Annotated in this window: 12 protein-coding genes; 8 read left to right on the top strand and 4 right to left on the bottom strand. The window is 45.5% G+C overall.

Features of this window, described 5'->3' with window-relative positions; translation table 11 throughout:
- Positions 1–36: 36 nt before the first annotated feature.
- Positions 37–738, top strand: a complete 702-nt coding sequence (locus L3C95_RS08140; protein WP_236386538.1) for an outer membrane beta-barrel protein — start codon at positions 37–39, stop codon at positions 736–738.
- An 87-nt stretch (positions 739–825) separates the two neighbouring features.
- The gene (locus tag L3C95_RS08135) at positions 826–1,515 is read left to right on the top strand and encodes an outer membrane beta-barrel protein (protein WP_236386536.1); all 690 of its coding nucleotides are present in this window, start codon (positions 826–828) and stop codon (positions 1,513–1,515) included.
- A 37-nt stretch (positions 1,516–1,552) separates the two neighbouring features.
- Here the strand turns inward: L3C95_RS08135 and L3C95_RS08130 are convergent, their stop codons facing one another.
- Positions 1,553–2,560, bottom strand: a complete 1,008-nt coding sequence (locus tag L3C95_RS08130; RefSeq protein ID WP_236386533.1) for an RNA ligase (ATP) — start codon at positions 2,558–2,560, stop codon at positions 1,553–1,555.
- 215 nt (positions 2,561–2,775) lie between these two features.
- Here L3C95_RS08130 and L3C95_RS08125 point away from each other — a divergent pair, with 215 nt between their 5' ends.
- The 3 genes from L3C95_RS08125 to L3C95_RS08115 all read left to right on the top strand — a co-directional run bounded on the left by L3C95_RS08125 (position 2,776) and on the right by L3C95_RS08115 (position 5,197).
- A complete protein-coding gene (locus tag L3C95_RS08125) occupies positions 2,776–3,165 on the top strand; it encodes a VOC family protein (RefSeq protein WP_236386531.1) in 390 nt (129 codons plus the stop codon).
- A gap of 34 nt (positions 3,166–3,199) precedes the next feature.
- Entirely contained in the window at positions 3,200–4,450 is a 1,251-nt protein-coding gene (gene bioA / locus L3C95_RS08120) for an adenosylmethionine--8-amino-7-oxononanoate transaminase (RefSeq protein ID WP_262915849.1), read from the top strand.
- Between the two features lie 210 nt (positions 4,451–4,660).
- Positions 4,661–5,197: a hypothetical protein gene (locus L3C95_RS08115; RefSeq protein WP_236386528.1), complete on the top strand. Its 537-nt coding sequence runs from the start codon at positions 4,661–4,663 to the stop codon at positions 5,195–5,197.
- Positions 5,198–5,283: 86 nt separating this feature from the next.
- On the opposite strand, the gene L3C95_RS08110 is transcribed toward L3C95_RS08115, so the two are convergent.
- A complete protein-coding gene (locus tag L3C95_RS08110; protein ID WP_236386527.1) occupies positions 5,284–6,090 on the bottom strand; it encodes a phosphatase PAP2 family protein in 807 nt (268 codons plus the stop codon).
- A 512-nt stretch (positions 6,091–6,602) separates the two neighbouring features.
- On the opposite strand from L3C95_RS08110, the gene L3C95_RS08105 reads away from it, so the two are divergent.
- The 3 genes from L3C95_RS08105 to L3C95_RS08095 all read left to right on the top strand — a co-directional run bounded on the left by L3C95_RS08105 (position 6,603) and on the right by L3C95_RS08095 (position 11,236).
- The gene (locus L3C95_RS08105) at positions 6,603–7,586 is read left to right on the top strand and encodes a glycosyl hydrolase family 18 protein (protein ID WP_236386526.1); all 984 of its coding nucleotides are present in this window, start codon (positions 6,603–6,605) and stop codon (positions 7,584–7,586) included.
- Positions 7,587–7,671: 85 nt separating this feature from the next.
- Positions 7,672–9,579, top strand: a complete 1,908-nt coding sequence (locus L3C95_RS08100) for an AAA domain-containing protein (RefSeq protein ID WP_236386525.1) — start codon at positions 7,672–7,674, stop codon at positions 9,577–9,579.
- Between the two features lie 61 nt (positions 9,580–9,640).
- On the top strand, positions 9,641–11,236 hold the full coding sequence (locus L3C95_RS08095; protein WP_236386524.1) for a hypothetical protein: 1,596 nt from the start codon (positions 9,641–9,643) through the stop codon (positions 11,234–11,236).
- A 114-nt stretch (positions 11,237–11,350) separates the two neighbouring features.
- On the opposite strand, the gene L3C95_RS08090 is transcribed toward L3C95_RS08095, so the two are convergent.
- Both L3C95_RS08090 and L3C95_RS08085 read right to left on the bottom strand, forming a co-directional pair.
- Positions 11,351–12,175, bottom strand: coding sequence for a hypothetical protein (locus L3C95_RS08090; RefSeq protein ID WP_236386523.1), 825 nt, complete (start codon positions 12,173–12,175; stop codon positions 11,351–11,353).
- A 448-nt stretch (positions 12,176–12,623) separates the two neighbouring features.
- A complete protein-coding gene (locus L3C95_RS08085; RefSeq protein ID WP_236386522.1) occupies positions 12,624–13,316 on the bottom strand; it encodes a sulfite oxidase-like oxidoreductase in 693 nt (230 codons plus the stop codon).
- Positions 13,317–13,326 lie beyond the last annotated feature (10 nt).

The raw sequence follows: 13,326 nt of genomic DNA, 5'->3' as shown, positions 1-13,326 counted from the left end.
AATCAACCTTTATTCTTATCCACTAATTTAAAAATCATGAAAAAAATCATCCTGTTAGCCTTGCTGGCCATCGGCATAACGCCATCTTTTGGGCAGACATCCGTAGGCATTATTGGAGGATATAATTTAAACTCAATTTATCCTAAATCCAATCATGAAGTGCTGGGATACAAGGTATCTTCCCGGTCAGGATGGCGTGCGGGATTGGTAGCAGACAAACGTTTATGGAAGAAATTCTACCTTCAGCCACAATTGTTATTGAACGAGAAGGGCTACAATAGACCTTTCACCACTAACGTAGCACCCGCTTATGCAACTGGCGAATTCAAAACACGGCTTCTCTATCTCGAATTACAGGCCAACCTCCTGTTTAAACAACAGATCGGTAAAAGTAAGTTATTTGTTGGTGCAGGTCCTTATATTGCCCGGGGCATCGGTGGCCTGGAAACATGGGATATACAATCTTACGATCAGAACGGAGTGCTGCAAAGCTCCACTAACTACTCTGCCATAGTTTACAGGAACAAAAAACCTGATTACAGCTATGGTAATGTGGTCCACGTAAAACCTTATGATGTAGGATTTAACTTCCTTGCAGGTTACGAACTAAAGAACGGCCTGTTTTTCAATGTCACCTATGGCAGGGAATTAAACAATCGTGGATATACCAGGGGATTTGAAAGTAAAAACACTTATTTCGGCCTGACAGCAGGTTACTTCCTAAAAAGATTCAGCTAAGCAGCAATATGTTATCACAGCGTATATAAGAACGCAACATATAGCGCTACATGCAATTCATCTCACTGTTCAGAACAATCCAGATTCATGAAAAAGATTATACTATTTATTTTACTAGCCACTGGTATAGCGCCCGCCTATGCTCAAACATCCATAGGTGTTATCGGCGGATATAATTTATCCTTCGTATATCCTGACGTCAACTGGGAGCCCTGGAACTATAAAGTATCCTACGGAACCGGATGGCGCGCCGGATTGGTAGCAGATCAGCATTTATGGAAGAATTTCTATCTGCAGCCACAAGTGATCTTTAACCAAAAGAGCTATAATTATTCAACCATTGCCGATATATATGATACTCATTACGAATACAAAAGGCGTCTTCTCTATCTTGAATTACAAGCACACCTGTTGTATAAACCAAAGATCGGTAATGGTAGGTTATTTCTGGGAGCAGGTCCCTATATCGGCCGCGGTGTAAGTGGCAGAGAAAGAGTGGAGGGTTATCAGGATGGGCGGCATTCTTCGCTTGATTATAACATCATAAAATATAAAAAGTACCCGCCGTTCAATAGCGATCACAGTGAGCTGGGTGTAGATTATATGAAACCTTACGATGTAGGAATCAACTTGCTCGGAGGTTATGAACTGAAGAATGGCTTGTTCTTTAATGTTATTTATAGCCTGGGAACTAATAATACCAGCTATACTGTTGTCAGAAGCTACAACGGCTATTTAGGCATAAGCGTAGGTTACTTCCTCAAAAAATTCAGTTAATGGAAAAAGGTGCTCTGCCTACCGGCGAGCACCTTTTTTATCTTTCGTTCAGCAGGAACTTATTTGAGATCACTTTAAACGAAATCTTCCTATCTGTTGAACGGATCACTAACCCTTCCCTTTCCACCGCTTTGCCCTGCGGACTTAAGACCGACACACCATCTGCAATCGTCAGCAATTCATCCAATGATGCAGGCAAGGTGTACTGCAGATCCAGGATAGGCACTGTATGCAGTCCAAGCGATGCAATCAGCGCTTTAAATTCATCCAATGCCAGGTATTCATAGCGATCTATATCAAAGGCATTGAAGAATCGTACTGTTTGTCCTCTGAGGCCGTAAGCATTACCCTGTACACCCTCTCCGATCAACTCTCCCTGTATAGCGATATTCTTGCCCAGGGCAGCCAGCTTCTCCTCTATGTTTTCAGCTCTTGCGATTTTCCAGAAGGTATTATCTGCTGTTTCCTCCAGGTCGAGATTACGTGAGCATACACCAAACACGCCTTCATTCAGGTAAAAAGTAACAGAAGAACCATCCAGCTTTTCGGTAACGTAAAAAGTATGTTGCCTGAAGGATTCGTATTGGCCGCTCAGGTTCTGGAGCCTTTCTTCGTCTGTCTTAGGCATGAAAGAAGGGAATAAGCCCTTTGCAATGCCGCCTAAAGCAGCAGGTATAGGAGGTTCATATTTGATGATGCCCAAACGTGCAGATACATCTTCTCCGATCTGGTAAGTGTATCCTTCCAGCAGACTGACAGGCAGCAATAATCCCTGGGAGATCTGCCCTCTCAGCTTCATTGTTTTGAGCCTGAAACCTTCCTGCTCTCCCATTTTCCGGTAAGAGCTTTTCCTGAGAAATTCAAATTCTTCCCTGACAGGCAGGAATGAATCTATTTCACAATACACCGCATGATCGCCGATGTGGAATTCATTTTTCTTGACCACTAATTTCCACCCTTTAACGGTGGCTACTTCTATCAGATCAGCCCCGGCAATAGGTTGTATGTCGTCTATAACAACCGGGGATACCAATTTCCTTTCCATTGTTGTACTTTCGAATGTGAAGTTTTTGTTGGGTTACAAATGTTGTTTTATTCCATCTATAGAGGCCAGGTATATAGATAAGGGCCGCAAATATATGCATTTTATTTTATCTGTCAAATAATTGGGCTAATCTTCCTACTCAATTGCCGCATTTGCCCCCTGTCCGGTCCATTTATTGATGCTAACTTTAGTATCACTCACCAAACCTTACCATTATGTTTAAAAACACGAAAGCATTCAGCGGATTTTCGGTAAATGACATCAACAGGGCAAAGGAATTTTACAGTAAAACACTTGGGCTTGATGTAGAGGAAATAATGGGTGGTAACGTTTTACAACTGAACATCCATGGAGGAGGTGGCATCATGATCTATCAAAAAGACAACCATACACCCGCCACTTTTACGATCCTCAATTTCCCGGTAGACAATATAGAAGAGGCTGTAGATGGTCTCACGGCAAGAGGTGTGCGTTTTCTGCAATATAATGAGCCGATCAAAACAGATGAGAAAGGCATCTGCCGGCGAAATGGCGGACCATTGATCGCCTGGTTTGAAGATCCCGCAGGAAATATCATCTCTGTATTACAGACAGAAGAAAATTAAGATTTAATATCTTTGCGGGAATTTTTTGAAGACTATGCTGTGGTATCCGTATACGCAAATGAGAAAAATAAGCGAGTTGCCAAAGATGGTATCCGGAGAAGGTGTGATCATGCACCTGGAAGATGGCCGCTCGCTGATTGACGGGATCTCTTCCTGGTGGTCAGTCATACATGGATATAATCATCCGGCGCTCAACGCCGCCTTACTTACGCAGGCAAACAAATTCGCCCATGTTATGTTGGGCGGCATGACACATAATCCGGCCATTGATCTGGCTGCGAAACTTGTCAGCATCACACCTCAGGGCCTCAATCATGTCTTTTTTTCTGACAGTGGTTCTATTGGCGTTGAAGTAGCGCTGAAAATGAGTATCCAGTATTGGAAGAATATCGGTTATCATGGCAAAAGCAAGATCATATCACTGAGAAATGGGTATCATGGCGATACTTTCAAAGCCATGGAAGTCAGCGACGATTCTGATTTCACCCGTGCATTTTCGGATGTACTCAGAAGAGGATTTATACTGGATATTCCTGAAGGAGGATTTAACGCCGATGCAGCCGTAGTGAAAACGGCTACTGACAAACTGGAAGCACTCTTGCAAAGTGAACATCAGAACATTGCCGCTTTTATAGTTGAGCCTATTGTGCAATGCGCAGGCGGTTTTAACATTTATTCGCCGCTTTACATGAAAACGGCCCGTGAGCTCTGTACCAGGTATAATGTACTTTTCGTGTTCGATGAAGTAGCCACAGGTTTTGGCCGTACGGGTAAAATGTTTGCTGCTGAACATGCCGGTGTTACACCCGATATCATGATACTGGGTAAAGCACTGACGGCAGGTTATATGGGACATGCTGCTACGCTCGCCACATCGCCAGTATTCGACAGCTTCCTCGGAGATGATTATGAAAAGGCATTGATGCATGGGCCTACCTTTATGGCCAATCCACTTGCCTGTGCCGTGGCATTGCAAAGCATCGCCATTATTGAAGAGGAACATTATCTGCAGAAAATAGAAAACATTCAGTCTATCATACGCCGTGAGTTTGATACTTTCACTTCTCCTGCTATTATAGCCAAAAGATCAATAGGAGCACTCGGCGCCCTTGAAATGAAAGACGCAGCCTGCCTCTCAGGCTTTAAGGAGTTCTCCCAGCAACATGGAGTATGGCTCCGTCCTATCGGCAATGTGTTATACCTGATGCCTCCATATATCATCAGTGAGCAAGAGTTACTGACTATCCTGCAAGTGATGAAGGACTGGGTTCAACAAATAAAATAAACTATACTGGGCTGCCAAATTGGTCAGCCCTTTTTTATGAATACGCCGCAAATGCCTTCCTGATCTGGCATTATTCTTGTCAATAGGAATCTGCGCAAAAATATATTTTCACTAGTGGGACAATATTAAGACACAACATTTCCTCTCCGATGAAATATGCAACCATTTATTAAAAACCTGAATTTCATTTAAAACAACAACAACAAAACCATGAGAAGACTACTTTTCAGCGTCGCTGCCGCTGTAGCGTTGCTTACTGCCTGCAATAAAGATGACGACAACAACAATCAGACTCCTGAGAGCGCCTTTACTATTGAGGGACAAGACAAACAGACTACCGAAACGCCTTTCGGTTTCCGTGTACAATGGAGTGTGGAAGAAGGTGGAAGAATGCTGATGTCCAACGTGAATATCAATGAAGCCTCTTTTAGTGGCAAGATTGATGGTGTTTCCTTTCAGGTAGATACATTTGTGAACGGGCAGACATATACGTTCAAAGAAGCGGGTGCCGCCGGATTCGACAAGCGTGTGAATTTCAGTGCTGCTGATGTTGTATTGGGCGCCAGTTTCGCTAACAATGTCATTACGCCCGGTACTGGCAAACAGCTGACAGACCTGCAGGATGGCAGGATCACCATTCAGAAAGATCCTCCAACTGAAGCATACCGCATAACATATATACTGGATTATGGCGATGCCAAAGTGTCCGGAGAATTCAACGGATTGATGCCAGTCGTGAATAAATAACAGGTGCAAGCCATATCCCCAAATCCGGGGATATGGCATCCCCTTTTTCGAGGAGATATATGTGCGCTTTTATCAATGACGAATACCTAATTAAAAGTATGCACCACACTGAGCCCAAAAGTTCCCTGCTGATAGGTTGGTAATATCACATTGGCTATATCCGTTTTCTTATTCCTGAATATCCTTTTCACCGAGGGATATAAATAATAAGCCAGCTCGGTTGAAAGTATACCCACACCCGCTCCCGCTACTATGTCTCCCAACCAGTGCCTGTTATTCGACATACGCAGATATCCTGTTGCTGCAGCCATTGCATAACCCGCTACGCCATACCAGATAGATACATCCTTATATTCCCGCATCATAAATTCAGCAGCAGCAAATGCTGTAGCTGTATGCCCTGAAGGAAAGGATAGATAATTAGATCCATCCGGCCGTTTCTCGTGCGTAAGATGTTTGGTAGCCATAACCGTACTTCCCATGATGATATTAGCCATCGCATAAATAGCAGTACGGTCTAAGAAATTATTCTTCCCTTTGATACCGGCCGCGTTCAGGCCATATACCAGGAAAGCAGGAGCATACTGCAGGTAATTATCGAAATCATAGACCCTACGGTTTCCCTCCAGGTATATTTCTTCTTTAAAGTGATTATTTACGCCTTTTAAACTATTTACGCTCAGAGAAGCCGCTCCATAAACAATAAATGTGGCAGGTACCAATAATAGTCCCTTGTAACGCCTTTTAATATTCTCCGGGCGATGCTGATAAAACGAATCCGGTTGGAACTTCGGCGCAGCCGTATTAATAATACTATCCTGCTGCTGTGCTGATGAGACATGAGGTAGCAGCCCCGCTATGAGCAGGCAAAGGCATAAGAATTTCTTACACATAGTGTATAACAGTTGTAGGAATAAGTAAATCGACGATTCAGATGTCAGGTAGATTATTCACATTGTTGCGGTGTAATCCCTCCCTTTATCTGCCAGGTGTTTTCACCTGGCTTGCTATTAAAAATAGAATAATATTTTAAATTATTATAATATAATTTCTGTTTGACGAAACAAACTTAGCGGTCAAATCTGTAGAAAAACTGGCGAAGAGAAATTTAATTGGATCTTATTTGCGATTCCAGGTATTCAATATTTGCCTACCTGCTTATCATGGTGTTGTTACAATAGGAGCCATCTGCAACTGACCAGAGGATAGAAATCTTACGTTATACGAATATCTCATTTCATGCGTTTATTACTGCTGTCAGCGACTGCCTTCATAACATTACCATCACCCGTGTTTATTATTTTAAACTTATACACCTGCTTACCGGGTGGCAATTGCCCGTGACGACATTTGCTGATGCCTATTTTAAAGATTCATTTAACGTTAAAAAATTATCCGGTTACACATGAAACCCAAATTCTACTTTATCGTAAAAACTTCCGCCCTGCTGTTATGTTTGAGTACAATGCTGACTTTATCCCATTCCTGTAAAAAAGACAATGGTAACAATCCGCCAGGCCCCGACACTACACACCACGAAGACACTTCTCCATTCTATGGTAAACCTCTCACGAAGAGACCCATTATGGTCGATTACTGGGGAGGCTGTTGCTACGACAGATCAACCGTAGGGCCTTTGGATGCTATGCCCGACGGCGTGGACGTTGTTAACATTTTCACGCTGGGCATAGGCAGAACAGCTACAGGAGGCTGGGAATTTGAACACAGAGGCGTGTCAGGTCAGAATGAATGGAGCGATGTGTTGACTAAAGCGCACGCCCTCCAGCAAAGAGGCATCAGGATAGTGGCAACATCCTTTGCCGGCGGACTGGTAAAACTATCCGCTGCTGCGGCCGACTCCATGGCGAAAGTCGTAAAAGATTCCCTGGACAAATGGAAATTTGACGGGATAGACCTTGACCTGGAATACGGCAATGTCAGAACCGCGAATATTGACTCGGGTATTATTGCCCTCAGCAAATACGTTGGCCCCTTGTCAAAAACGGGCAGAATCTTGTCGGTAGTGGACTATAACAACTACAACCTGGAGCAGATCAAAAGGTCCAAACAATACATTGACTACGTAATGACCATGTCGTACTGGAACAAAGCCACAGATGTAATGAAATGGGTAAAATCATACGGAGATGGCATCGGCAACCGCCAGAATGTGTTGATCGGCGTGGGCGCAGGTTGCGCCATCAATGCCGGACAGGCTACGTTACCGGGTGAGCAGCTGAAAATAGCAGATACACTGAGGACCTCCGCTCCCGGCAGCGGTATGATGGAATTCATCTTTGGATGCAGTTACAACAGCAAGGACCAGAACGGAAATATCACAAAGGATGTGAGTTACACAACGAATATCATCCAGCGACTGAAGAAATAGCAGCTGGAACAGCCGGGCAAGGAGTCTTAGCCCGGCTGTTCGCCAGTTCTCAGCTAATATCTTCTATTCGTCTTACCTTTGCAGGATGGATTATTTCAAAAAGCTGCTTGAATTACTGAAAACTGAGCGGGAAGTAGACAGGAACGCATATCTGGAAATGACAGCATCAACGTCCGTAGCCGAGCGCAGGGCTAATGGGCTTACCTGGTACCCTATTGCCATCAGAGGTTCGGAAATGAGCCGCGGAGACTATCTCACCGTGGAAGTGGAGCGTACTACTCACCAGGATATCGTTCACCAGCTCCGTTTTGGCGTATCAGCAGTTCTGTTTTCGAATCATGATCCTAAAACAGACCGGGTAGAAGGCACTATCTCCTACCAGGGGGGTAACCGCCTGAAAATCACACTCCGTACGGATGAGCTGCCCGAATGGGCCAATAATGGCAAATTAGGCATTGATCTGCTGTTTGACGACAACAGCTATGATGAGATGCAAAATGCCCTTAAACAGGCCGATACCCGTATCAACAAGGAAGAGAATGATCGTCTCATCAGCATCCTGACCGGCGAAAAATCGCCTACCTTCCGGGATGATGTGCCACCGGTTACCATCCCCCGCCTGAATGATTCCCAGCAGGCCGCTGTGAACCGCATACTGGCGGCGAATGACCTGGCTATTGTACACGGCCCTCCCGGCACAGGAAAAACCACTACCCTGGTACAGGCTATCAAAGCGCTGATAAAACAGGATAACAAACAGATACTGGTGGTTGCACCCAGCAATACCGCTGTGGACCTGCTCAGTGAAAAACTGGCCGACGAAGGACTGAACGTATTACGCGTGGGTAACCCGGCCCGTGTTTCCGAACGGCTGTCAGCCCTGACGCTGGATAGCCGGATGGCGGAACACAACAGCATGAAGGAGATCAAACGCCTGAAAAAACAGGCGAATGAATTCCGGGACATGGCACATAAGTACAAGCGGAATTTCGGAAAGGCAGAACGGGAACAACGCAAGGCGCTGTTTGACGAGGCCCGCAGTATCATGAAATCCGTCGAAAATACCGAACAATACATCATGGACGACCTGCTGACAAAGGCACAGGTGATCACTGCTACCCTGGTGGGCGCCAATCACTACACCGTACGCCAGCTGAAATACCATACCATCGTCATTGACGAAGCCGGACAGGCACTGGAACCAGCCTGCTGGATTCCGATCCTGAAAGCACAGAAGGTAGTGCTGGCCGGCGACCATTGCCAGCTGTCCCCTACTGTAAAGTCGGACGAAGCCGCCAGGAACGGGCTGAGTACCACCCTGCTGGAAAAATGCATCGCCCGCCATCCTGAATCGGTGGTGCTGCTGGAAGAACAGTACCGCATGCACCAGCTGATCATGGGTTATTCTTCTTCCATCTTCTACGAAGACAGACTGAAGGCGCACGCTTCTGTGGCCGGACATACCCTCTTTCCGCAGGATATGCCCCTTTCTTTTGTGGATACCGCCGGCTGCGGATTTGACGAAAAATCCGAAGGCACCAGCACGACCAATCCGGAGGAAGCTGCCTTCCTTTTCAAACACCTGACACAGTTTGTAACAGGGCTCAACACACATTACCAGCAGGAAGATTTTCCCTCTATTGCTATTATTTCGCCCTACAAGCAGCAGATCCATCTCCTGAAGGAACAGCTGCAGGACTCTCCAGCACTGCAATCCTACGGGGATAAGATCTCTGTAAATACGATCGACAGTTTCCAGGGGCAGGAAAGGGATATTGTATATATCAGTATGACGAGGAGCAATAACGATAACAAGATCGGCTTCCTGTCCGACATCCGCCGCATGAATGTGGCCATGACAAGGGCCCGTAAGAAGCTGGTAATCATAGGCGACAGCGCCACACTTTCCCAATTGCCCTTCTATGCAGGGTTTATCTCTTACGCAGAGCAGCAAAACGCCTACCAGAGCGCCTGGGAATTTATGGATAACTAGGTCGGAAATTTTGATACCTTTATTGCCAATTGTCATAACTCTATCCTAACAACCTGAACCTATGAAAAGAATCACCCTGATGTGCCTGGTGGTACTGTTGCAGGCACTTGCCTATGGGCAATTCAAAACCGTAGCTGAAACTCCCTTATTTGAGGAACCTGAAACCGGTCATGCGAAGCTGCTCCAGCTCAAAAACGGCAATACCATCGTCGTACACCTGAGCGCCAGAAACGGAATAGATCTCACTATTTACAATCCCGAGCATAAACTGGCGGGTTACAAACATCACGATCCTTCTTTTGGAAAACTGAAAGGAGCTCGTGTCAATGCTATTTTCGAAACTAATAACACTATCGCACTCCTGATCAGTGAGGTCCATGAAAGAACACCTGTGCTCTACAGATTACTGTTTGACGGCGCCACCGGCAACCTGGAGAGGGAAGAAAAGATCGCGGAAGCAGAAAAATACCTGTTTAAAGACGTACGCTGGATACCTGAATTTGATCCTGTAAACTCTTTCTCAGTCAGTAAAGATCCGGCCAGCGATCACTACGCATTATTCATCCATCGCGATAAAAGTGATCTCGCAGATAAAAACCAGATGGAGGTGGTTGTATATAACGGCGATCACCAGGAGATTAGCCGGGCCTTTTACCAGCCGGCTTTCAAATATGCTTCTCTGAACTACCTTGACATGGCTGTATTAGGAGATGACAGGGTATGCATACTGGGGTTTGCATACAATGAGATCACCTCCAACGACCGGGAAGGACAACTGGTGATGATGACGCTCACCAAAAACGGAAGGCGTATGACCTCTGAATTGCTCGACCTGTCTGATAATCGCATTGCCGACAGTGCTATTGTGCGGTTCAATCCTGTCACAAAGAAACTGATGCTGCTGGGCGCTGCTCATATCGAGGATGCCAACCCGCAGCCATATGCAGGTTTCCTGCTCATTATAGACCCTTTTAAGGCCAAAGTCGAGCAGGAGATCAATCTATATCCTGCCGAAGCCGATGTGCAGAAAAAGAAGCTATATGGGCCAAATGAAACATTTACAGGAATGCCTCAGGATATCGTCATCAACGATGATGGCAGCTTTTCTGTTATTTACGAAGAACTGATCAGCGAAAAACATACACCACGGGATGCTACACCCTACACTTACTATATGCTGGACAACCTAGCAGTTGCCTCATTTGACGTCAGCGGCAAAATGCAGTCTGCCAGCTTCATTCCGAAAAAACAGTATCTGAAAAACACCGACTACCCTTCTTTCTATATCGCACAAAGGAAATTATCCACCCAGCATTTGATACAGGCGGACCAGTACCGTTCATTTTCTTATCTGCATACAAAGCGGAAGTTATACGTTCTCCTGAATGATGCGGAGCAGAACACACATCCGGAGAATGGGAATGTAGTGCCAATGCGTTCACTGACCAGCGCCCAGGCATTCTCGTATGTAACAGGAAGTCCCGCACCGGAAAGACGCCTGTTTTTTGGTCCGCTGAAAAAGGAAGAGAAGCACGCCCTGGCGGTATTCAATCTTTCAGACTATAACAGGTCCACTAACACATATGTAACGCTTAAGCTGGAGATAAACAGCAAGGAAAGAAAATCCAGGCTGGTGTGGCTGACGCCGGAAGAATAAAAAAAAGGCTAAAGTAGGAATACTCCAGCCATTGCTAAACCTACAACTGTTTACACTGTTCATGTAACATAAGTTTCTGCCACAGTTGTCATGACAGCGGGGTGTTAGCAGCTCCTATTTTTTAGGCGCTGTTAACGTTCCGTTGTTATTGATAGGCCAGATGCCTGGTGTCGGAACGCTCACACCTTTGGTGTTACCCCTTTTATTTTCGTCTCCGCCATAGTAATACAGCGCCCAGCCTCTGTAGGCCAGCTGTTTCTTACCATGTACATCTATCACTCCAAAGTCAGCCTTTTTCAGGATAGTGGGAATATTTTGTACTACTGTTTCCTGGTAAACAGGCCATACAGCATCATTACTGAAATCAGGTAGTGTATACTTGTTAATGTTGAACGAATCTTTTGAGAACTGATACAACGTTCTGCCGTAATCGTCTGTGATGAATTCTGTCAGTTCATCACCGGGAACATATTTGCCGGTGTATTTAACACCATCTTTGCCCACCAGTTGTGCTTTCCCTAATGCTACAGAATAATCAGGTTTTGCAGTAAACCAGGTTCCACCTGCACTATCGCCTTTGATATCGCCGGCTTTGGTATCGCCCTGGAAATAGTACAGTGGCCAGCCTTTGTAAGTAGACTGTTTTGCGCCATCTGCGCGGGTGATCACACCAAAATCTGCAGCGTCAAGACCTGTTTCAAGGCTTGGGTTGGCTTTGTAAAATACTGGCCATTTCGCAATACAGTCGCCGCTGCAGGCAGCCTGTCCATTCACATCCAATGCAAAGGAGTAGAGGGTACGTCCCTGGTTGTCAGTTAATATTTTTCCCAGTTTCTCGTTAGTTTGCAGTCTTACATCTGCATTCACAGCAGGGTTCTGAACGTCATCGTCATCATCACAACTTACAATACATGTTGCTGCCAAAACAAAGAGTGACATTGCAGCTAAGGTTTTTCTGAACTTCATTTTGAGTTTTTTAATGATTACTCTGATTGAGTATGCAAAGCTCAAAATATCTGTGCTCATTGAAAATTACCAAACCTGGTCATATCCATCCCCTATTCTAGTGATCTAACAACATTTTCACCGGGAGTACTCACTTTTTGAGATCACAAAGCTACAATCTGTTATATCAACAGAATTACACATAACAAAGTAAAAATGATAAAAATCAAACAATTAGACCGGAAATATGAGTTATGGCTGTCTGAGTGAACCGGGTGTTTGTAACCGGCATATGATGAGGAACCGGAGCAGACTAATTGGGGGACATGTTTATCCCCCATATGTGAGAAAGGTCATACTGCATATTTGTAACCCGGGTGCGCACCCCAGGAATGAGCCCTGGCATCGGGGGATGTACTATCCGCCATACGGCGAATGAAAATCAGCTATACCGGTCGTTCCTCCAGGGATAGGCCGTATTGGAATAGCCGCGTTCCTCCCAGAAGCCTAATTTGTTTTCTGTCAGGAATTCTATCCTCCGGATCCATTTTGATCCTTTCCAGGCATATAACTGAGGCGTGATCATTCTTACCGGACCGCCATGCTCTATCGGCAAAGGTGCTCCCTCAACGGTGTGTACCAGCAGCACGTCAGGTTTCAATGCTTCTTCCAGCGAAACATTGGTCGTATAATCATCATATCCGTAACACAGGATATGTGTGGCATTGTCATGGGGCTGCACGAGCGCCGCCAGATCCAGCAGGCGTACTCCTTTCCAGTTCATGTCCAGTTTAGACCAGGTGGTAACACAGTGGAAGTCGGAAGTATCTTCTGTCTGCGGTAAAGCCATAAAATCGTCCCAGGTAAGTTCTACCGGGTGTTCCACTGCGCCATCTATCACCAGTCGCCATTCATCCAGGGGAACCTCCGGTTCAATACCCAGGTCGAGCACAGGCCACTTATGCGTGATGATCTGCCCAACTGGTACTACCGGCATGCCATGACGATTAGGTTTACCGGAACCCATAGGCCTGTCGTCGGCAACGGAAGGCGTCTGCCTGATCTTGTCCTCAAAACGGGCTTTTAGCTTCATACGGGCTTCGACCACCCTTTTTAATTTTTCTGATTCTTCCATAAGATGAAGG

This window comes from Chitinophaga filiformis (genome assembly GCF_021646545.1).
Taxonomy (GTDB): Bacteria; Bacteroidota; Bacteroidia; order Chitinophagales; family Chitinophagaceae; genus Chitinophaga; species Chitinophaga filiformis_A.
Note: the sequence above shows the minus strand (reverse complement) of the source record. Positions and strands in the feature narration are given on the sequence as shown.

Excerpts from the sequence above, each read along its gene's own strand:
- L3C95_RS08110 (WP_236386527.1), bottom strand. The coding sequence starts at position 6,090 with ATGTGTAAGAAATTCTTATGCCTTTGCCTGCTCATAGCGGGGCTGCTA.
- L3C95_RS08115 (WP_236386528.1), top strand. The coding sequence starts at position 4,661 with ATGAGAAGACTACTTTTCAGCGTCGCTGCCGCTGTAGCGTTGCTTACT.
- L3C95_RS08130 (WP_236386533.1), bottom strand. The coding sequence starts at position 2,560 with ATGGAAAGGAAATTGGTATCCCCGGTTGTTATAGACGACATACAACCT.
- L3C95_RS08105 (WP_236386526.1), top strand. The coding sequence starts at position 6,603 with ATGAAACCCAAATTCTACTTTATCGTAAAAACTTCCGCCCTGCTGTTA.
- L3C95_RS08095 (WP_236386524.1), top strand. The coding sequence starts at position 9,641 with ATGAAAAGAATCACCCTGATGTGCCTGGTGGTACTGTTGCAGGCACTT.
- L3C95_RS08135 (WP_236386536.1), top strand. The coding sequence starts at position 826 with ATGAAAAAGATTATACTATTTATTTTACTAGCCACTGGTATAGCGCCC.
- L3C95_RS08100 (WP_236386525.1), top strand. The coding sequence starts at position 7,672 with ATGGATTATTTCAAAAAGCTGCTTGAATTACTGAAAACTGAGCGGGAA.
- L3C95_RS08125 (WP_236386531.1), top strand. The coding sequence starts at position 2,776 with ATGTTTAAAAACACGAAAGCATTCAGCGGATTTTCGGTAAATGACATC.
- L3C95_RS08140 (WP_236386538.1), top strand. The coding sequence starts at position 37 with ATGAAAAAAATCATCCTGTTAGCCTTGCTGGCCATCGGCATAACGCCA.
- L3C95_RS08090 (WP_236386523.1), bottom strand. The coding sequence starts at position 12,175 with ATGTCACTCTTTGTTTTGGCAGCAACATGTATTGTAAGTTGTGATGAT.
- L3C95_RS08085 (WP_236386522.1), bottom strand. The coding sequence starts at position 13,316 with ATGGAAGAATCAGAAAAATTAAAAAGGGTGGTCGAAGCCCGTATGAAG.
- bioA (WP_262915849.1), top strand. The coding sequence starts at position 3,200 with ATGCTGTGGTATCCGTATACGCAAATGAGAAAAATAAGCGAGTTGCCA.